The sequence below is a fragment of the Halomicrococcus gelatinilyticus genome, assembly GCA_024227995.1.
Classification (GTDB): domain Archaea; phylum Halobacteriota; class Halobacteria; order Halobacteriales; family Haladaptataceae; genus Halomicrococcus; species Halomicrococcus gelatinilyticus.
Map to the genome: position 1 here is coordinate 275,603 of CP100467.1, position 19,218 is coordinate 294,820.

General features: G+C 68.2%; 15 protein-coding genes. 9 read left to right on the plus strand and 6 right to left on the minus strand.

Annotation, left to right across the window (positions count from 1 at the left end):
- Positions 1-2: 2 nt before the first annotated feature.
- On the minus strand, positions 3-860 hold the full coding sequence (locus tag NKT36_RS18555; RefSeq protein WP_327053919.1) for a methylenetetrahydrofolate reductase: 858 nt from the start codon (positions 858-860) through the stop codon (positions 3-5).
- Positions 861-1,308: 448 nt separating this feature from the next.
- On the opposite strand from NKT36_RS18555, the gene NKT36_RS18560 reads away from it, so the two are divergent.
- The 3 genes from NKT36_RS18560 (at position 1,309) to NKT36_RS18570 (ending at position 5,976) form a co-directional block, all read left to right on the plus strand.
- The gene (locus NKT36_RS18560; RefSeq protein ID WP_327053920.1) at positions 1,309-2,202 is read left to right on the plus strand and encodes a bifunctional methylenetetrahydrofolate dehydrogenase/methenyltetrahydrofolate cyclohydrolase; all 894 of its coding nucleotides are present in this window, start codon (positions 1,309-1,311) and stop codon (positions 2,200-2,202) included.
- Positions 2,203-2,486: 284 nt separating this feature from the next.
- The gene (ilvA, locus tag NKT36_RS18565) at positions 2,487-3,755 is read left to right on the plus strand and encodes a threonine ammonia-lyase (RefSeq protein ID WP_327053921.1); all 1,269 of its coding nucleotides are present in this window, start codon (positions 2,487-2,489) and stop codon (positions 3,753-3,755) included.
- Between the two features lie 463 nt (positions 3,756-4,218).
- Entirely contained in the window at positions 4,219-5,976 is a 1,758-nt protein-coding gene (locus tag NKT36_RS18570) for a BCCT family transporter (protein ID WP_327053922.1), read from the plus strand.
- Positions 5,977-6,220: 244 nt separating this feature from the next.
- Here NKT36_RS18570 and NKT36_RS18575 read toward each other — a convergent pair whose 3' ends face one another.
- Positions 6,221-6,436: a hypothetical protein gene (locus NKT36_RS18575; protein ID WP_327053923.1), complete on the minus strand. Its 216-nt coding sequence runs from the start codon at positions 6,434-6,436 to the stop codon at positions 6,221-6,223.
- A gap of 43 nt (positions 6,437-6,479) precedes the next feature.
- The gene (locus NKT36_RS18580) at positions 6,480-7,073 is read right to left on the minus strand and encodes a hypothetical protein (protein ID WP_327053924.1); all 594 of its coding nucleotides are present in this window, start codon (positions 7,071-7,073) and stop codon (positions 6,480-6,482) included.
- Positions 7,074-7,262: 189 nt separating this feature from the next.
- Between NKT36_RS18580 and NKT36_RS18585 the strand changes: the two genes are divergently transcribed.
- Positions 7,263-7,685, plus strand: a complete 423-nt coding sequence (locus tag NKT36_RS18585; RefSeq protein ID WP_327053925.1) for a hypothetical protein — start codon at positions 7,263-7,265, stop codon at positions 7,683-7,685.
- A 63-nt stretch (positions 7,686-7,748) separates the two neighbouring features.
- A complete protein-coding gene (locus NKT36_RS18590; protein ID WP_327053926.1) occupies positions 7,749-7,925 on the plus strand; it encodes a hypothetical protein in 177 nt (58 codons plus the stop codon).
- Between the two features lie 94 nt (positions 7,926-8,019).
- On the opposite strand, the gene NKT36_RS18595 is transcribed toward NKT36_RS18590, so the two are convergent.
- Positions 8,020-8,460 (minus strand): universal stress protein, encoded by a 441-nt coding sequence (locus tag NKT36_RS18595; protein ID WP_327053927.1) that lies wholly within the window; start codon positions 8,458-8,460, stop codon positions 8,020-8,022.
- Between the two features lie 343 nt (positions 8,461-8,803).
- Between NKT36_RS18595 and NKT36_RS18600 the strand changes: the two genes are divergently transcribed.
- Positions 8,804-9,181 carry a Rid family detoxifying hydrolase gene (locus NKT36_RS18600; protein WP_327053928.1) on the plus strand — a complete coding sequence of 126 codons (378 nt, stop codon included), beginning with the start codon at positions 8,804-8,806 and terminating at the stop codon, positions 9,179-9,181.
- On the opposite strand, the gene NKT36_RS18605 is transcribed toward NKT36_RS18600, so the two are convergent.
- Positions 9,178-10,896, minus strand: coding sequence for a formate--tetrahydrofolate ligase (locus tag NKT36_RS18605; RefSeq protein WP_327053929.1), 1,719 nt, complete (start codon positions 10,894-10,896; stop codon positions 9,178-9,180). The two genes, NKT36_RS18600 and NKT36_RS18605, sit on opposite strands and share 4 nt — an antisense overlap.
- Before the next feature lie 259 nt (positions 10,897-11,155).
- Positions 11,156-12,610 (minus strand): trimethylamine methyltransferase family protein, encoded by a 1,455-nt coding sequence (locus NKT36_RS18610; RefSeq protein ID WP_327053930.1) that lies wholly within the window; start codon positions 12,608-12,610, stop codon positions 11,156-11,158.
- Positions 12,611-12,855: 245 nt separating this feature from the next.
- Here NKT36_RS18610 and folP point away from each other — a divergent pair, with 245 nt between their 5' ends.
- From folP to NKT36_RS18625, 3 genes are all read left to right on the plus strand, one after another.
- Positions 12,856-15,354: a dihydropteroate synthase gene (folP, locus tag NKT36_RS18615; RefSeq protein ID WP_327053931.1), complete on the plus strand. Its 2,499-nt coding sequence runs from the start codon at positions 12,856-12,858 to the stop codon at positions 15,352-15,354.
- A 476-nt stretch (positions 15,355-15,830) separates the two neighbouring features.
- A complete protein-coding gene (locus NKT36_RS18620; RefSeq protein WP_327053932.1) occupies positions 15,831-18,365 on the plus strand; it encodes a GcvT family protein in 2,535 nt (844 codons plus the stop codon).
- A 75-nt stretch (positions 18,366-18,440) separates the two neighbouring features.
- Positions 18,441-19,217 (plus strand): electron transfer flavoprotein subunit beta/FixA family protein, encoded by a 777-nt coding sequence (locus NKT36_RS18625; protein ID WP_327053933.1) that lies wholly within the window; start codon positions 18,441-18,443, stop codon positions 19,215-19,217.
- Position 19,218 lies beyond the last annotated feature (1 nt).

Consider the following 19,218-nt stretch of genomic DNA (forward strand, 5'->3'; position numbering starts at 1 on the left):
TCCTACTCCAGTTTGTCCCGTCGCCAGGACTCGGTGTCCGGCACCTGGTTGAACGTGTAGACGTGGACGCCGCGGATGCCGTACTCGGGGTCGTCCGCGTACGGCGCGAGGCCGTCGACGAGTCCGTCGGGTTCGTACTTCCCGCGCGAGCCGACGAGTTGACGCACGAAGCCGAGGATGCCGCTCGTCTTCTTGAGGAAGCGGACCGAGTCGCCGACGCCGACCTTCTGTGAGATGCCGAGCAGCTTCTGGTACTTCATCACGCCCGGGATGCCGACCTCGACGGGGAGGTCGACGCCACGTTCGCGGACGGTGGTTATCCAGTCGAGGACGGCGTCGGGATCGTAGCAGAGCTGGGTCGTGATGTACGTCGCGTAGGGCTCCTTCCGCGCCATCGACTCCGCGAGCGTCTCGTCGGAGAGGAAGTCGTGGCCTTCCGGATAGCCGGTGATTCCCACGTCCTCGAAGGAGTGGTCGAGCTCCTCCAGCGCCGTGAGGAGCTCGTACGCGGACTCGAACTCCCCGACCGGCTCCTCCCGGTCGCCGCCCGGGACGAAGACGTCGGTGATTCCGGCGTCGGTGAGGCGGCCGGCGATCTCGTCGAGGTGCTCCTCGTCGCGCACGTACCGCGCGGCGACGTGCGGGATTACCTCGTACCCCTCGGCCGCGGCCCGTTCGGACCACTCTATCGTCGCCTCGAGCCCCAGCGACGGCGACGCGGTGATCGTGATGGACGCTCCCTCCGGGAGGTACTCCATCTGTTCGCCGAAGCTGTCGAACGGCATCAGCTCGAACCGGGGGTCCGCGAGGAGTTCGACCGTGCCGTCGGCCGTCGTGGTCGACGATGATCCCAGTGACATGGTGCTACCGTCGATGACCGTGGTCCGCCGGGTGCTCTCGCGGGGTGGTCCCCTGTCGACGCTGCGTCTGTCGTCCGCTGCCGCCGGGTGTCGTCATCGTGTACCACGGGCGGGCAGGGCGAAGTTATGTCTTTCCCAGCGACCGACACCACGCGCGCCGTCTTCGTCGGCGAATCCGGTGGACGTCGGCGCACTGTCGCCTGTCGGTGGCGTTCTCGCGTCGCTCGACGACGCGCATCCTCACTCCGTCGTCGGACGTCTCGTCGCGCCGACAACACCTGACGACGAAGTAACACGTTGTGGAACGGCCGCGTCGACCCGGTGATTTGATAGCGTCCATCTCGATTGTGACGCCGTGTCGCCCGCGAGCGGCCGCCGACGGCGGCCGCCGGGCCACGGAACGGTGAACGAGCATGAACTGTGACCCCGACAACGGACGCTGGTACCGGTGACGAACGTACTCGACGGCAACGCCGTGAGCGAATCGATCCGCGATGACCTGGCGGACTGCATCGACACGCTGACCCACGAGGGCGTCACGCCCGGTCTCGCGACCGTGCTGATGAGCGAGGACCCGGCGAGCGAGACGTACGTCTCGATGAAACAGCAGGCGTGCGACGACCTCGGCATCGAGAGCATCCACCGCGAACTGGACGCCGACGCCCCCGCCGGCGACCTGTACGGGGTCGTCGACGAACTGAACGCGGACCCGGCCGTCCACGGCATCCTCGTCCAGATGCCCGTCCCCGACCACGTGGACGAGCGGACGGTCCTCCGGAGCATCGACCCAGTCAAGGACGTCGACGGCTTCCACCCCGAGAACGTCGGTCGCCTCGTCGCCGGGGACGCGCGGTTCAAGCCCTGCACGCCCCACGGCGTCCAGAAACTCCTCGCCGCCGCGGACGTCGACCCCGAGGGCAAGGACGCGGTCGTCGTCGGACGCTCCGACATCGTCGGCAAGCCGATGATGAACCTCCTGATACAGAAGGCACCCGGCGGAAACGCGACCACGACCGTCTGCCACTCCCGGACGCGGGACCTCGCCGAGAAGACGCGGTCGGCCGACATCCTCGTCGCCGCTGCGGGGCGGCCCCAGTTCATCGACGGGTCGATGATCGGAGAGGGTGCGACGGTGATCGACGTGGGCGTCAACCGCGTGGATGCGGACACCGAGAAGGGCTACGAACTCGTCGGCGACGTCGACTTCGAGAGCGCGCGCGAGACGGCCGGCGTCATCACGCCGGTGCCGGGCGGCGTCGGACCGATGACCATCACGATGCTGCTGTACAACACGGTGAAGGCAGCGGGAATCCAGGAGGACGTCGCCGTGGACCTGCCGTGAGCCGACGCGTCTAGCCAGCGACGTGATACGTCTTGTTTCGCGCAGTCAGTCTTCGTCGTCCTCGCCGACGGAAAATCGGCCCACCTCGCCCGACGACGGTGAATCCGGTCACTGACTGGCGATTCTCCGGTCGACGCACGGTGTCGCCCCCGGTGGACTTATCAGTCAGTTACGACGTCCGTTAGGCGTACGAGCGCCGCGGTCGAGTGCTCGCGGGACTCGACAGGTTCGGCATCGTGGTCGGTCCGTCCCGCAGCGACCCGCCGGCGCCGGGAGACAGAGCCATGAGCCAGGACACCCCCGACCTCGTCGACTTCGCGGACATCGAGGCCGCCCAGGAGCGCCTCGACGACCCGTCGGTGGTCAAACACACGCCGGTCGAACGGAGCACCACTTTCGAATCGATGACCGAGGCCGAGGAGGTCAGCCTGAAACTCGAGCACCTCCAGTGGACGGGCTCGTTCAAGACCAGGGGCGCGTACAACAAGATCCGCGCCTGCCTGGAGGACGGCGACGTCGACGGGGTCGTCGCCGCGAGCGCCGGCAACCACGCCCAGGGCGTCGCCCTCGCGGCGACGACCCTCGGCGTCGAGTCGACCATCGTCATGCCGCGGAACGCACCGCAGACGAAGATCGACGCGACGCGCGGGTACGGGGCGACGGTCGAACTCGTCGGTCGCGACTTCCAGGCGGCCATGTCACACGCCCAGGAGCTGACCGAAGGGACGACCGCCGAGTTCGTCCACGCGTACGACGACCCGGCCATCGTCGCCGGCCAGGGAACCCTCGGCGTGGAGATGTACGAGGACGCCCCCTCCGTCGACACCGTGGTCGTCCCCATCGGCGGCGGCGGACTCGTCAGCGGCATCGCGACGGCGTTCGCCGACCTCGCACCCGAGACGCGCGTCGTCGGCGTCCAGGCCGACGGTGCGGCGACGGTCCCCGACAGCCTCGACAAGGGCGTGCCGCAGACGCTCGACTCGGTCGACACCATCGCCGACGGCATCGCGACCGGCGGCATCTCCGAGTTGACGCTCTCGATAATCGAGCGGCACGTCGACGAGGTGGTGACGGTCACCAACAGCGAGATCGCCGACGCCGTCATCCTGCTGATGGAGCGTGCGAAGCAGGTCGTCGAGGGGGCCGGCGCGGCCGCCGTCGCGGCGATGCTGAGCGACGACCTCGACGTGGCCGGCGAGCACGTGATGCCGCTGTTGTGCGGCGGGAACCTCGACATGACGATGCTCCGGGCCGTCCTCGTCCACACCCTCACCCGTCGGAAGCAGATCCTGCGGCTGCGCGTCCACATCGAGGACCGACCCGGCAAGATGGCGGAGCTCTCGGAGGTCATCGCGGACCACGACGCCAACATCCAGACCGTCCGCCACGACCGCGCGCTGGAGGACCTCGACGTCGGCGAGGCCTACCTCATCTTCCAGGTCGAGACCAGCGGGGCGGGTCACGCCGAGAACATCATCGAGTCCATCGCGGACCACGGCTACCAGGTCGACGTGGTGAACAGGGTGTCCACCGACCGCCCTGTCGACGTCTGAGACCATCGTCCGTCAATCGCCATCGGGCGGCGTCTTCGACGTGTCACTCACGGCAATTATCACGGCACCGACACCCACGCCACCCTGGCAACGATTGCCGGGTGTGTTAAAAACACCCAAATTATTCAATACCAACGCTTATTTAACTTCATAAAGTTCCAACTGTCGAGGCCCGTCATATGACAGTTGTTGACAATCAACGGGTCACCGGCCACTCGACGGAGGTGCGACGTCGCGACGGTCAGCAGGTCATGAGCAACGATATCCCCCGCCTCGGCGATTGCCGCGACACGGACGAGGCACAGGGAGTGGTGGACGACGGCGACGTAACTGTCATTCGGGCTATCGAAATCCTCGGCCGGAGCGGTTCGGGGAACGTTCGCGCACGAACTGACCAAACACACGATCACACCACGATACGCATGTACGAACCTACGCTCGAATCAGCGAGAGGTGGTCACTCATGACCGACGGAGAGACGGCGGACGGCGACGACGGGATGTCGGATGGACTGCAGGTGGAACTGTTCCACCCCGAGTCCGACAGGGAACCGGGCGACACGAACATCCAGAAGTACGGGTTCGACATCCACCCCGTCGTCTTCCCCGTGGCGCTTGCGATCATCGCGCTGTTCATCGCCGTCACGGTCGTACTGGGAGCGGACGCCGCAGGCGTGTACGAGGACATCTTCAACTTCATAAACAACAGGTTCGGCTGGTTCTACATCCTCGCGGTGAACGTCTTCATCGTCACCATCCTGTACTTCGCCATCAGCAAGTACGGCAACATCAGGATCGGCGGCGTGGAGGCCGAGAAGGAGTTCAGCGACTTCTCGTGGATGGCCATGCTGTTCAGCGCCGGCATGGGGATCGGCCTCATGTTCTTCAGCGTGTCCGAGCCGATGTACTACTTCCAGAACGTTCCCGGGTTCTACGAGGCCCAGCCCGAGACCAGTGCCGCGGGCGTCGCCGCGTTGACCCAGACGTTCTTCCACTGGGGCTTCTCGCCCTGGGCCATCTACGGCCTCGTGGGTCTCGGACTCGCCTTCTTCTCGTTCAACCGCGGGCTGCCGCTGACGTTCCGGTCGATCTTCTGGCCGCTACTGGGCGACCGCATCTACGGCTGGCCGGGCCACGTCATCGACCTCGTCACTGTGTTCGCGACGCTGTTCGGACTCGCGACCTCGCTCGGTCTCGGGGTCGCGCAGGTCAACCGGGGCATGTCGTACGTGGGCGGCAACATCCTCGGAATCGTCGACGTTCCGACGGGGACGGTTCCGCAGATACTGCTCATCGCGGGCATCACCGCCATCGCGACGCTGTCCGTCGCCGCCGGTCTCGAGAACGGCGTCCGGCGCCTGAGCACCATCAACCTCTACCTGATGCTCCTGCTGCTCGGGTTCCTGCTCGTCGTCGGCCCGACCGTCTACATCCTCGGTGGACTCGTCAGCGGTCTCGGGTCGTACCTCGGCAACTTCGCGTCGCTGTCGTTCTTCACCGGCACCATCGGTGAGGGCGGCGGAACCGTCACCGCCTGGACCGTCTTCTACTGGGGCTGGTGGATCGCGTGGTCGCCGTTCGTCGGGATGTTCATCGCGCGCATCTCGAAGGGACGCACCGTCAGGGAGTTCGTCCTCGGCGTGCTGTTCCTGCCCGCGCTGTTCTCGTTCGTCTGGCTGGCCACGTTCGGCGGAAGCGCGCTGTTCCTCGAACTGCAGGGCGCTGGAGGTGTGCTCGGTCCATACAACGCGGAGGGACAGACCGTGGCGATGTTCGCCATGCTGGACCAGTTCCCGCTCGGAGCGCTGTCCGGCATCCTCGCCACGCTGCTCGTGGTCACGTTCTTCGTCACGTCTTCCGACTCCGGGTCGCTGGTCATCGACCACCTGACCTCGGGCGGCAAGCACGACGTGCCGAAGACCCAGCGCATCTTCTGGGCGGTCACCGAAGGGGCGGTCGCCGCAATCCTGCTGTACGGCGGCGGTCTGGGCGCGCTCCAGACGGCAGCCATCACGACCGGCCTCCCCTTCGCCGTCATCCTGTGCCTGATGTGTTACACGGTGTATCTCGGACTCAGCAACGAGTACGAGATCCTCGAATCCGAGGCGTTCTCGGACCGCATCGAGGACATGACCGAGGCAGGCGACGTCGACGTCGTGCGGACCAGCAGGGAGACGGTGACGGACATCCGGGAGAGCGACGACGCACAGAGCAGCGACTGACGCCCTCCGGCGACTTTTCGGGTTCGTTCGAACCCCGCAACGGCACTGCTTCGTTCCGACAGTCGTGACGCTGTCGCCACGACGATTCCGTCCCCGGCGACACGTCACGCTCCTGCACCGTCCGTGGCTCGATTCAGTTCGACCGCGCCTCCCGAGAGCCCACGGCCGTCCGAGACACCGCTGGCGTCCTCGGAGGCCCCTCGGCGACGTTCGACCGCCACGAACAGATCGCCGTCTCGGACCGTCAGTAGTACTTCCACTCCTCGTCGTCGCTCGCACGCCGGACCTCGTCGTCGTCGCGCTCGTCGCCTGGCCACCGGATGCCGTCGCCGCGCAGGCCTCTGTAGGCGACGCCGGCGAGCGCGACGAGCATGAGAACGAGCACGACAGTCCCGGCCAGCACGGCCACCGTGGCTCCCGCAGCGACGACGCCGACGAGCAGGGGTGTCGCGAGTCCCATACCGGGGCCACGGGAGCCAGACGGAAATCGCTTTCTCGGCCGCTCAGGAACCGAGCTCGGACTCGATGGACCGATCTGCGTGCACCCACTTCCGCGCCGGCCCGCCGATGCCGACGGCGGCCAGGACGGTCCATGCGACGACGGCGGCGAGCAGCGGAAGGAGCAACCAGCCGGCCGCGCTGAGCGCGCCGCCGACGACGAGTCCCGTCCAGGGCCGACGCGCACCGAACACGTCGGTGACGGTGGTTCCGACGACGACGAACCCGAAGCCCGCCAGTGCCAGGACGACGCCGCCGACGACGGCCGACACGGTCGCGACGTCGACGCCGATCCGCGCCATCTGGCTGTAGGCGTACGTTCCGAGGAAGCCGACGAGCGCGTACGCCAGGACGCCGTAGACGGCCGCGGCCAGGGGCCGCTCCAGGAAGGCCTCGACGGACCGGTCGACGACGCTGTCGTACTGATACAACAGGACACCACCGAACGCGACCACGAGCAGGAACGACGCCGCGGCGCGGACTCGCCCCGGTGCGTCGACGACGACGGACGGTCCGATGGGTCGCGCCGCGGCCGCGCCCGGCCCGACTGCGAGTCCCGCCAGCGCCGCCGCCAGCCGTGTCGTGTGTCTCGCTATCATGACACTGCAATCGGCCGGCCCCCCGGAAAACCTGTCGGTGGTTCTCGATTCGCGTCGACGGGTCCCGCTTCCTTCGGGCCGGGCGTCTCCAGTCCTCCGTCAGCACGTACCCTCCGGCAGGGGACGCCGTGAGCGTCCGCGAGACGGGCCGACAAACCACTTATCACGTTTGCCACGGTAGCACGCAACATGGCGGCGCTGCGACGTCTGGTCGCGACGCTGCGGCGCGTGGCGGAGCGGGTGATAGCGCCGCTGCGCCAGGACGAAACCCCCGAGAGCTTCCGGCTCTCGATTCCCGAGGCGCACACCACGACCTACGACGGGAGCGTCGGCTGGAGCAAGCGGCCGCCCGCCGTCATGGACTGCCCGCGCTGTGGCAGCGAGATACTCCAGCACGATGTCTGGGACGACATCGACTGTCCGCGCTGCGCGGCCGAGTTCGACTACCGGGAGTTCACCGACCTGGACCTCGTCTCTCTGGTCTGTCCCGTCTGCCGGAGTCGCATGAACCACGGGCAGCGTCACCCCGAGCGCCTCGACGTGCCCGAGTGGGCGACCTGCGACGAGTGTCGCTACCACTGGGAGTTCAGACACTCGTTCTCGCAGCGGTGAAACTCACGGCTCGTCGACAGTATCATGTCGGTCGGCGACGATAGCGGAATCGAGCTGACGGGTATGACACAGGTTATCCCAACGGTCCTGGCGGTCGTCGCGGTCGGGTTGATGGTCGTCGCACTGCTGGCCATGGCGTCGCAGAACCTCGCGGTGGCGGGGATGTGCTTTCTGAGCGCGAGCCTCGTCATCTACCTCCGGGAGACCAGATTCCGGAACGACGGGGCGGGTGCCGCGTAGCGGCCGCGACCGCGTTCGGGCGACTGCGGCGGCGCTCCGGTCGAACACTGTCCGCGGCGGTCGATAGGAACAGGATGCCGGGCGGGGAGGGTGGTCAGTCGTCGATGCCCATCCGGGTCGTGACGACCGGAACCTTCGACGTGCGGACCACCTTTTCGGAGGTCCCGCCCAGCACCGCGCCGAACTTGCCCCGGTACGCGCTTCCCAGGACGATGGCGTCCACGTCCTCGTCGTCGGCGTAGTCGACTATCTCCTCGGCGGGGGCCCCGGTTCTGATCGCGGTGTCGCACTCGACGCCCACCTCTGCCGCCATGTCCGCGACCTGACTCGTGACCTCTTCTCCGTACGCGCGGTACTCTTCCCGCAGCGACTCTTCGTCGTCCCGGACGTACACGGTTCGTGGCACGCCCGGCAGGTCGATGACGTACAGCGCGTCGACCGACGCACCCACCGAAGCGGCGAGCCCTATCCCGTGTTCGGCTCCTCGTCGCGCCTCGTCGCTCCCGTCGAACGGAATCAGGATGGTGTCGTACATCTCTGGAAACCTCGAAACACAACCACACGTGAGAGCGGAAATAAATTTGGGATGCGAGGGGTCCGCCAGGAGTGCCGTCCGAACGCCGCGGCCATCGACCGTCCTACGTCGTGCAGTTTTGCCGCTGCAACGACGGTGGCCGTTCGCCGGTTACAGCGGCGCTGCCCCGCCCGTCCCACAAAATATCGGGAAAACTACTACTTGTGGAGTGTGCCGACCCCGGGTCGGCGTCCCAGACAGTTCTCCCGCACCGGTGGTCCAGGTCGTGTACCGTCCGCGACAGGAGGTGGTTCGGACGGCTCGGCAGCACGTATTTGGGTCGGTCCTCCGTTTGTCGAACGGCATGAAGCGGACAGTCAGCACCGACGACGCGGCAGCGGCGGTCGGCGCGTACAGCCAGGCGACGACGAACGGCACGGTCCTGTTCACCGCCGGACAGCTCCCGCTGACGGCGGACGGGGAACTGCTCGACGACGAACCCGTCGCCGTCCAGGCACGACAGTGTCTGGAGAACGTCGAGGCCATCCTCTCGGCGGAGGGCCTCGACATGAGCGACGTCCTGAAGGTGACGGTGTACCTCGACGACGTGGACGACTTCGAGGAGATGAACGACACCTACGCTGGCTTCTTCGACGAGGAGCCGCCGGCCAGGAGTGCGATCGAGGTGGGCGCGGTCCCGAAGGGCGCGGCGGTCGAGATCGAGGCGGTCGCGGCCGTCTAGAACAGCCCGGAGACGGTCCCGTCCGGGTCGATGTCCATGTCTGCGGCGGCCGGGTCGGCGGGCAGGCCGGGGAGCGTGAGCACGTCACCCGTGAGCGCAACGAGGAAACCGGCGCCGGCGGACGGGTAGACCTCCTTGACCTCCAGCGTCCAGCCCTCCGGCGCTCCCTTCTTGCTCGGGTCGTCGCTGAGCGAGTGGAACGTCTTGGACATGCAGACCGGCACGTCGTCGTAGCCCAACTCCTCCATGCGCTCGATGTCGTCCTCGGCGTCGCCGTGGTACTCCGCGCCGTCGGCGCCGTACACCTCCGTCGCGATGGTCTCGATCTTCTCCTTGATGGAGTCGTCGGCGGAGTAGAGCGGTTCGAACGCCGACTCCTCCTCGGCGGCGTCGGTGAGCTTCTCCGCGAGGTCGATGCCGCCCTCGCCGCCGTCGCTGAAGACGTTCGACTCGGCGGCGCGGACGCCGAGGTCGTCCTCGCAGTGGTCGAGGACCGCCTGGACCTCCGCGTCCGTGTCGCCCGGGAAGCGGTTGACGGCCACGACCACCGGGACGCCGAACTTCTGGAGGTTCCGGACGTGCTTGTCGAGGTTCTCGAACCCCTCGCGGACGGCCGCGACGTCCTCGTCCTCGAGTTCGTCGAGGTCGGCCGGCCACATGTCCTTGCCGTGGTACTTGAGCGCCCGTACCGACGCGACGAGCGTGACGGCGTCGGGCTCCATGTCGCCGAACCGGCAGACGATGTCCATGAACTTCTCTGCGCCGAGGTCGGAGCCGAACCCGGCCTCGGTGACGAGGTACTCCGAGAGGTGGGCGGCGACGTCGTCGGCGATGAGCGAGTTGGTGCCGTGGGCGATGTTCGCGAAGGGCCCGCCGTGGACGAACGCGGGCGTCCCCTCGATGGTCTGGACGACGTTGGGTTTCAGCGCCTCCTTCAGCAGGATGACCACCGCGCCCGTCGCCTCGATGTCGTCGGCCGTGACCGGGTTGCCGTCCTCGTCGTAGGCGACGATGATGCGGGAGACGCGCTCCTTGAGGTCCTCGATGGAGTCCGCGAGACAGAGGACGGCCATCAGCTCGGAGGCCGCCGTCAGGATGAACCCGTCCTCGCGCGGGACGCCGGTGACGTCCCCGCCGAGGCCGACCACCGTCTCCCGCAGCACGCGGTCGTTCATGTCCATCGCGCGCGGCCAGTTGACCCAGTTGACCGCGATGTCGAGCTCGTTGCCCTGCTTGATGTGGTTGTCCAGCATCGTCGAGATGAGGTTGTGCGCCGACGTGAGCGCGTGCAGGTCGCCCGTGAAGTGCAGGTTGATGTCCTCCATCGGGAGTACCTGCGAGTAGCCCCCGCCCGCAGCGCCGCCCTTCACGCCGAACACCGGGCCGAGCGACGGCTCGCGGATGGCCACCAGGGCGTCCTTGCCGATCTGGTTGAACGCCTGGCCGAGCCCGACCGTCGTCACGGTCTTGCCCTCGCCCATCGGCGTCGGGGTCATCCCCGTCACGAGGACGAGCTTCCCGTCGTCGTCGTGCTCCTCGCGGATGCGCTCGGTGGCGTCGAGTTTCACCTTCGCCTTGTAGTCGCCGTTGAGCTCGAGGTCCTCCTCCCCGAGGCCGAACGGTTCGACCACGTCGGTAATCGGTGCCTTCTCGACGGACTGTGCGATCTCGTAGTCGGTCGGCATCGACTGCCCACTCTCGTCTGGCGGTGACATGTTCGGTGCAACAGTCGCCGCGACGCTGTTTCAATGTTAGCGTACCTATAGTTTCTCGAATACGACGTGTTTCCGAGGGGAGGACCTATCCCGGCGGTGACCGTCGCAGCAGCGACGACGGCGACGCTGGCAGTGGAATCGCCGACCGCCTCGCCGCGGTCGTGGAAGGGACGTCCCCTCGCAATGGCCCTGCTGTGCAGCCGTGCGTCACGCCCAGATGGTCAAAAGTCTTACCTGACGAGGTTCGACGGGCCTCGCGTCAGTCCGCTTCGGACCGACGCTTCTCGACGTACGACGCGAGTTCGCGTTCGACGTCGGCGTCGAGGCGCGGGCGCTCGTACTCGGCGAGCAGTTGCTGGACCCGTTCGTGTGCCATCTCGTACGCGGACTTGGTGCCGTCGTCCGCCCAGTCGTCGTGGGCGCGCTTGTCGGCGACCGACGGCCGGTAGAACGACGACCTGGCGCGTTCGCGCGTGCGAGATTCGCTGAGGAAGTGGCCGGCCGACCCGACCTCGGCCATCAGCTCCATCGGGAAGCTCTCCCCGTCGATCGGGAAGCCGTCCCGGAACCGGTCGAGGTACCGCAGTCCCTCGCAGTCGAGGACGAACTTCTCCGTCGATATCGTCGAGTACGACTCGAGGATGCCGGCAGAGTGGAGGACGTAGTCGACGCCGCTGAACTCGGTGACGGCCTGGACGAGCATCGACTCGAAGCCGCCCTGGTAGTCGACCGCCTTCGAGTCCGAGAGCGCGCCGCCGCCCCGCGACGGCAGGCCGTAGTAGCGGCCCATCTGCCCGGCCAGCGCCGCGAACAGCGCCGACTCGGGACTGCCGACCGACAGCGACCCGTACCGGACGTCGATGTTCGAGGAGGGGACGCCGTAGACGACCGGCGTGCCCGGGTTGACGAGCTGGGCGAGCGTGATGCCGACCAGGTTCTCCGCGTTGGCCTGGGCCATCGACGCGGCGAGCGACGCCGGCCCGGACGCGCCGGCCATCGTCAGCGACGAGACGACCAGCGGCTGGCCGTGCTCCGCGTAGGTCAGCAGCCCGCCCAGCATCTCCGTGTCGATGCACCGCGGCGGCACCGTGTTGATGAGCCCCGCGACGTACGGCCGGGAGAGGTCGCGGTCGCCCACCGCGATGGCGACCATGTCCATGCAGGTCCGGGCGCGCCGCTCGCCGTGGGTCGGCCCCATGACCGGCTGGTCGGTGAGCGCGAGCGACCGCTCCAGCAGTTCGACGTGCCTGGCCGACTGCTCGACGTCGACCGGGTCGCAGACGTCGTAGCCCGTGCACGTGATGACGTCCTCGACCTGGGAGAGCTTCAGGAGGTCATCGTAGTCCGACAGCCGCGACCGCCGCCGCCCGCCGGTGAACGTGCGGACGTTCGACGGACCGTACCCCGGCGCCCGGACCGTCGGCCCGTCACCGCCGACGACGACGTCCCTGTCGGGGTTCCGGGCGTGGAGCGTGAACTGGGCGGGTGCCATCTCGACGCGCTCCTCGACGAGGCCGCGGGGCACCGTCACCACGTTGTCGTCGCCGACCGTCGCGCCGTGCGTCGCGAACAGTTCGCGGGCCCGCTCGTGGTTCAACTGGATACCGACCTCCTCGACGATGTGCATCGACGCGTCGTGGATGGCCGCAACCCCCTCCGCGTCCAGTCTGTCGAGGTAGGGGACCGCTTTCGTCTCCGTATCGAAATGTTCCACGCCCGCCACGTTCACCCAGACGTCTCATAAGGGTTTGCGCGCCTGGAGGTGTCGTCGTTCGCCGTCGTCCTCGCAGAATGCCGGTGTACGCGGGCCGTGGAGCCTCTCTGTGCTGCCGGCACGTTCGACGGACGCGCCGACCTCGCGACCGTCGTCCGACTTCGACGTGCACCGGAGCTGACTGGTTGTGGTTCGCCCCGACCGAGCGGTGGGACTTTTTTCCGTCCGCTTCGAAGTGGTGTGCCATGGAGTACCACGAGGCGGTGAACCGGCTGGAACGACTGCAGCGGCTGCGACCCAAGCTGGGAACGGAGACGACCGCCGCGATGCTCGGGCACCTCGACGACCCCCACGAGTCAGTGACCGCCGTCCAGGTCGCCGGCTCGAACGGGAAGGGGAGCACGGCGCGGACGCTCGCGCGCATCCTCCGCGAAGCGGGTCACGACGTCGGGCTCTACACCTCGCCGGACCTCAACGACGTCCGCGAGCGCGTCCGGGTCGGCGGGCGGAAGATTCCGAAGGCCGAGGTCGTGCGCTTCGTCGAGGCGACCTGGCCATACGTCGTCGACCGGTCCGTCGAGGGGGACCCGCCGACGTTCTTCGAGGCGCTGACGGTCATGGCGCTCTGGCACTTCGGCCGGAAGGACGTCGACGTCGCGGTGCTGGAGGTCGGCATCGGCGGGAAGTACGACGCGACGAGCGTGGTCGACCCCGCGGCGGCCGCGGTCACGAACGTGAGCCTCGAACACACCGACATCATCGGGTCGACGGTCGAGGAGATCGCCCGCGACAAGTGCACCGTCGCCCCCGCGGACGCGCCGCTCGTGACCGGCGCGACCGGGACCGCGCTCCGGACCATCCGCGAGGAGACGCCCGTCGTGACCGTCGGCGGCGAGCGCGACGACGACGCGGCGGCGGACGACCGCGACGTGGAGTCGTCCGGCAGCGCGGCCGCCGGACCGCCGGCGCACGCCGACGTCGTGACGACCGAGACGGGGATGGTGTCGCGGACGGAGTCGTCGGTGTCCATCGTGGGTGACGGTTGGGAGGTCCAGACCCGGACGTCGCTGCTCGGCCAGCATCAGGCGGAAAACGCGGCCATCGCGGCGACGCTCGCGAGACAGGTCGCCGGCGCGACGCCGGAGGACGTCGCTGCCGGCATCCGAAACGTCTCCTGGCCCGGCCGGTTCGAGGTGATGGACGACGACCCGCTCGTCGTCCTCGACGGCGCGCACAACCCCGACGCCTGCTCGAAGCTCGCAGCGCTCCTCTTGCGCTACGACTACGACGACCTCCACGTCGTCTTCGGCGCGATGCGCGACAAGGACCACGCGGCGATGCGCGACGCGCTCCCCCGCGTCGACCGACTGTACCTGGGCGAACCCGCGGTCGACCGCGCGCAGGGGACGGACACGCTCCGGGCCGTGTTCGAACGGGGTAGCGACGCCGCCGTGGAGACGTTCGGGTCGGTGCCCGACGCGCTCGAACGGGCGCTCTGGCAGGCCGACGAGTCCGACTGCGTCCTCGTCACCGGGTCGCTGTACACCGTCGCGGAGGCGCGCGACCGGTGGACGCGGACGCCGCGGGTCGTGAACACTGCCGACCCCGAGCGCGCCCGTGCGGTCACGTCGAGCGCCGACGTCCCGGAAGCGACGCGCCGGGCGACCGCCGACCGCATGGTCGACCGGACGGTCAGGTTCCACGCCCGCAGCGCCGTCGCCGCGACGCTGAAGGAGGAGATGCTGTCGCTGGGCGGCACCTGTGTCGTCTCCGGCGTCGAGCACGCGAGCCAGCACGTCGAGGTGGTGCTCTCGGGGACGCGCGACCAGTTCGTCGACCTCGTCCGGGAGTTCAGCGGGCGAGCGGGCGAGAAGCGACGCCTCGCAGAGCAGGTGAACGACGCGCTCGGCATCGGCGTCGACGCTCCCGACGGCGACCACCCGTGGACGGACGGCACCGCCGTCATGGGCATCCTGAACGTGACGCCGGACTCCTTCCACGACGGTGGCGCGTACGACGCGACGGCCGACGCCGTCGCGCGGGCCCGGGAGATGGTCGCGGCAGGTGCGGACGTCGTGGACGTCGGCGGGGAGTCCACGCGACCGGGGGCCGACCCGGTCGCCGCCGACGTCGAAATCGAGCGCGTCGTTCCCGTGCTCGAACGGCTGACGGACCTCGACGCGACCATCTCCGTCGACACGCGGAAGCCGTCCGTCGCGTCGGCGGCGCTCGACGCCGGTGCGGACATGGTCAACGACGTCGCGGGTCTCGCCGACGCCTCGATGCGCCGCGTCGTCGCCGACCACGACGTCCCGGCCGTCTGCATGCACAGTCTCTCCGCACCGGTCGACCCCGACACCAGCTACGAGTACGGCGACGTCGTCTCGGACGTGCTGGACGACCTGACCGAGCGCGTCCTGCTCGCCGAGCGGGCCGGCATCGACCGCTCGCAGTTGATCGTCGACCCCGGTCTCGGGTTCGGCAAGCGTCCCGGGGAGAGCTTCGCCCTGCTCGACCGCCTGGCCGAGTTCGAGGCCCTGGGAACGCCCGTCATGGTCGGCCACTCCCACAAGTCGATGTTCGAGCGAGTGGCGAGCGACCCCGACGACAGGTTCGCTCCCACCGTGGCGGCCACGGCGCTGGCGGCCGAGCGCGGGGCCGACGTCGTCCGCGTCCACGACGTCGCGGCGAACGCCGCGGCCGTCAGGACCGCCGAGCGAACGGTGGGCGACCGGGAGCGCTGACGGTCGTCAACCCTGTACCACTGTCGACCCTTCCCGCTGTCGTTCCTGCTCGTTGCTGTCCGTGGTCGTCGCGCTGTCGCTCGTTCCCTCTCCCGTGCTCCAGCGTCGGCACCGTCTCCGAGCCGGTTCGAAACATAATATGTAATCTCGATTATGGACTGTGGAGCGGTCGCCTCGTCGCCTCTACTCCGGTGAGGGTTCTGGTCGCTGGCGGAGAACTCTCTCGCGTTTCGCCAGACCCTGAAATCGGCCGGAGAACGCGGTACTGCTGTCGAACGCGGCGGTCCGGGGCGACGCCGTCGAGCGGCGCAGTTCGGGGCCGCCGTCGCTCGTCCTGTAACGGAACTGTCTGGTATGCCGTCATTTATTATCGTGCCAATCGACCTCAAGGAAACGAGCATGCAACTGACAGGTAACACGGTCGGAACTGGCATCGAGGACCGGAAACCGCGCGTCTGGGGCGTGGTGAGTCGCCGATGAGCGGAAGCGACTTTCCCGCGGAGGCGAGGACGGTCATCCTCGGCGCAGGCATCGTCGGGAACAGTCTGACCTACCACCTCGCCGAGCAGGGCCGGGAGGACATCCTCCTGATCGACAAGGGGCCGCTGCCCGACCCCGGCGGTTCGACGGGCCACGCGTCGAACTTCCTGATGCCCGTCGAGCACTCGAAGGAGATGACCCACCTCACCCAGCGGAGCATCGAGCAGTACGAGGACATGGACACGTTCACGAACAGCGGCGGTATCGAGGTCGCCCGCACCGAGGAACGCGTCGAGGAACTCAAGCGGCGCGTCCAGTCGGCGAAGGCCTACGGCGAACCCGCGGAACTGCTCACGCCCGAGGAGGTCGAGGAGATGGTGCCGTACGTCAACACGGACGTCATCGAGGCGGGGTTCTACTCCGAGGGAGCCGGTACCTGCGACCCGCTCCGTGCCGGCGAGGTGATGCGGGCGCGGGCCGACCACGAGACCGACGGCGGCCTGACCGTCTCGCCGAACACCGAGGTGTTCGACCTCCACGTCGAGGGCGGCGAGATACAGGCCGTCGAGACCGACCGTGGGACCGTCGAGGCCGACGAGGTCGTCATCGCCGCGGGGCTGTGGAGCCCGAAGCTCGCCGAGATGGCGGGCGTCGAGATTCCGCTCACCCCCGCAGTGCACCAGATGGTCAGTGTCGGGCCCATCTCCTTCTTCGAGGACTACGAGGGGGAGATCTCCTTCCCCGTCGTCCGGGACATGGACACCCAGATGTACGAACGCCAGCACGGCAACGACATGGAGGTCGGCTCCTACCAGCACCGACCCATCCTCTGGGACGTCGACGACATCCCTTCCATCGACGAGGCACCGCTGTCGCCGACCCAGCCGCCGCTCACCGACGACGCGTTCGAGAAGTCCATGGAGGACGCGCTGGAGATCGTCCCCGAGGTGCTGGACGACCCCGAGGCGGGTATCCGCCACGAGATCGACGGCCTGCTGTCGGTCACGCCGGACGGCGCGCCGCTGCTCGGCCCGCTCCAGGACGTCGACGGACTGTGGTCCTGTGCGGCCGTCTGGATCAAGGAGGCGCCCGCCATCGGCGAGGCCGTCGCGCAGTGGATGACCCGCGGCTGGTCTGACGTCGACCTGCACGGCGCGGACGTCAACCGCTTCTACGAGTACGGCACCTCGCGGGAGTTCGTCAAGAACCGCGCTCACGAGGGCTACCAGAAGATCTACGGCATCGTCCACCCGTCCGAGCAGTGGCAGAGCTCGCGGCCGCTCCGGACGAGCGCGTTCTACGACCGCCAGGAGGACCTCGACGCGCGGTTCTTCGAGTCCGCCGGCTGGGAGCGACCGCAGTGGTTCGAGTCCAACCGCGACCTGCTGACGGAGTACAACAGCGAGCTCTCGGAGTTCACCCGCCCCAACGAGTGGGACTCGCGCTGGTGGTCGCCCATCATCCTCGCCGAGCACCTGCACATGCGCGACAACGTCGCCATGGTCGGGGACATGGGCTTCACCATCTTCGACCTCGTCGGTCCGGGCGCGACGGAGTACGCCGAGAAGATGGCCGTCGGGCGGATGGACGTCGACGTCGGCAAGTCCGTCTACACGCCCGTCCTCGCCGAGAACGGCGGTTTCGTCTCCGACCTGTCCATCGTCCGCATGGCCGAGGACCGCTACCGCGTCATCACCGGCGGCGGCATGGGCGGTTCGGACAAGGCGTGGTTCCGCCAGCACCTCCCGGAGGACGGTTCGGTGCAGCTCGTCGACCAGTCGTCGTCGCTGTGCACCCTCGGCGTCTGGGGGCCGGACGCCCGCAACCTCGTCGACTCCGTCGCGGAGGAGGACATGTCCGACGAGGCGTTCCCGCCCTACACCGCCCAGGAGATCACCATCGGCGAGGTCGACGCGTGGGCGCTGCGCATCTCCTACGTCGGCGAGCGCGGCTGGGAGATCTACGCGCCGATGGACCAGGGCGGGCGCCTCTGGGACGTGCTCTGGGAGGCCGGCCAGGAGTACGACGTCCGTCCCGTCGGGATGGGCGTCTACGGCACCACCGCCCGCATGGAGAAGGGCTACCGCCTCTACGGCCACGAACTCGAACTGGAGTACGACCCCGCCGAGGCGGGGCTGACGTTCCACGGCGTGAAGGACGCCGACTTCATCGGCAAGGAGGCGTACGCCCAGGCCATCGAGGAGGAGAACGCCGCGACGCTGTGTACCCTCTCGGTGGACGACCACATGTCCGCGGAGGGCGAGCGCCGCTTCATGCTGGGTAACGAACCCGTCCTCGACCAGGACGGGGAGGTCGTCGTCGACGAGGAGGGCCGCGAGTCCTACGTCACGAGCGCGGGCACCGGGCCGAGCGTCGGCAAGCACCTCCTGATGGCGTACCTCCCGCCGGAGTACGCCGAGGAGGGCCAGAGCCTCCAGGTCGAGTACATGGGCGAGCACTACCCGGTGACCGTCGAGGTCGCCGGCAGTCGCCCGCTGTTCGACCCGGAGAACGAGCGCATCCGCAGCTAGGGGGAGCATCGACCGGAGGCCTCCGCGGTCTCCGAACCGATTGCGGCGATTTCACACTACACGGAACACCGAACAATGGACGTACTGGCGTGCATCAAGCGCGTGCCGGACACCGGCGCGAAGATCGTACTGACGGACGACCAGCAGGGCATCGACACGAGCAACCTGGGGTTCACGATGAGCCCCCACGAGGAGTGCGCGGTCGAGGAGGCCATCCAGCAGGTCGAGGAGCACGGCGGGTCGGCGACCGTGCTCACCCTCGGCCCGGAGGCGGCGGAGGAGCAGCTCCGGACCGGCCTGGCGATGCAGGCCGACGACGCGACGCTGCTCGAGACCGACGGCGAGGAGTGGAGTCCGCGGGAAACCGCGACGGCCATCGCCGACGCCGTCCGCGAACAGTCCGACGACGATGGCGTCGGGTTCGACCTGCTGCTCTTCGGCAACGAGTCCGCCGACGCCGCGAACTACCAGGTCGGCGTCCGCGTGGCGCGCGAACTCGACCTGCCCTGCGTGACGGGCATCAAGTCCCTCGACGTCGAGGACGGCACGGCGACCGCGAAGCGGGAGGTCGCCGGCGGCGAGGAGGTCTACCAGGTCGATTTGCCCGCCGTCGTGAGCGTGAAGGAGGGCATCAACGAACCGCGGTACGCCTCGATGCGGGCGAAGATGCAGGCCCGCAAACAGGAGGTTCCCGCGCTGACGCCCGAGCGCGACGGTGGCCCGGGGACGTTCGAGAAGATCCGCCTCGAATCGCCGGCCGAGGACGACAGCGAGGCCGAGATACTCGGGGAGGGACCGGACGCCGCCCCGGACGTCGTCGAGGTGCTGGACGAGGACGTGGAGGTGCTATGAG

What these genes read in the sequence shown, in the direction of transcription:
- NKT36_RS18555 (WP_327053919.1), bottom strand. Translation starts at nt 860, where the DNA reads ATGTCACTGGGATCATCGTCGACCACGACGGCCGACGGCACGGTCGAA.
- ilvA (WP_327053921.1), top strand. Translation starts at nt 2,487, where the DNA reads ATGAGCCAGGACACCCCCGACCTCGTCGACTTCGCGGACATCGAGGCC.
- NKT36_RS18570 (WP_327053922.1), top strand. Translation starts at nt 4,219, where the DNA reads ATGACCGACGGAGAGACGGCGGACGGCGACGACGGGATGTCGGATGGA.
- NKT36_RS18575 (WP_327053923.1), bottom strand. Translation starts at nt 6,436, where the DNA reads ATGGGACTCGCGACACCCCTGCTCGTCGGCGTCGTCGCTGCGGGAGCC.
- NKT36_RS18580 (WP_327053924.1), bottom strand. Translation starts at nt 7,073, where the DNA reads ATGATAGCGAGACACACGACACGGCTGGCGGCGGCGCTGGCGGGACTC.
- NKT36_RS18585 (WP_327053925.1), top strand. Translation starts at nt 7,263, where the DNA reads ATGGCGGCGCTGCGACGTCTGGTCGCGACGCTGCGGCGCGTGGCGGAG.
- NKT36_RS18590 (WP_327053926.1), top strand. Translation starts at nt 7,749, where the DNA reads ATGACACAGGTTATCCCAACGGTCCTGGCGGTCGTCGCGGTCGGGTTG.
- NKT36_RS18595 (WP_327053927.1), bottom strand. Translation starts at nt 8,460, where the DNA reads ATGTACGACACCATCCTGATTCCGTTCGACGGGAGCGACGAGGCGCGA.
- NKT36_RS18600 (WP_327053928.1), top strand. Translation starts at nt 8,804, where the DNA reads ATGAAGCGGACAGTCAGCACCGACGACGCGGCAGCGGCGGTCGGCGCG.
- NKT36_RS18605 (WP_327053929.1), bottom strand. Translation starts at nt 10,896, where the DNA reads ATGTCACCGCCAGACGAGAGTGGGCAGTCGATGCCGACCGACTACGAG.
- folP (WP_327053931.1), top strand. Translation starts at nt 12,856, where the DNA reads ATGGAGTACCACGAGGCGGTGAACCGGCTGGAACGACTGCAGCGGCTG.
- NKT36_RS18620 (WP_327053932.1), top strand. Translation starts at nt 15,831, where the DNA reads ATGAGCGGAAGCGACTTTCCCGCGGAGGCGAGGACGGTCATCCTCGGC.
- NKT36_RS18625 (WP_327053933.1), top strand. Translation starts at nt 18,441, where the DNA reads ATGGACGTACTGGCGTGCATCAAGCGCGTGCCGGACACCGGCGCGAAG.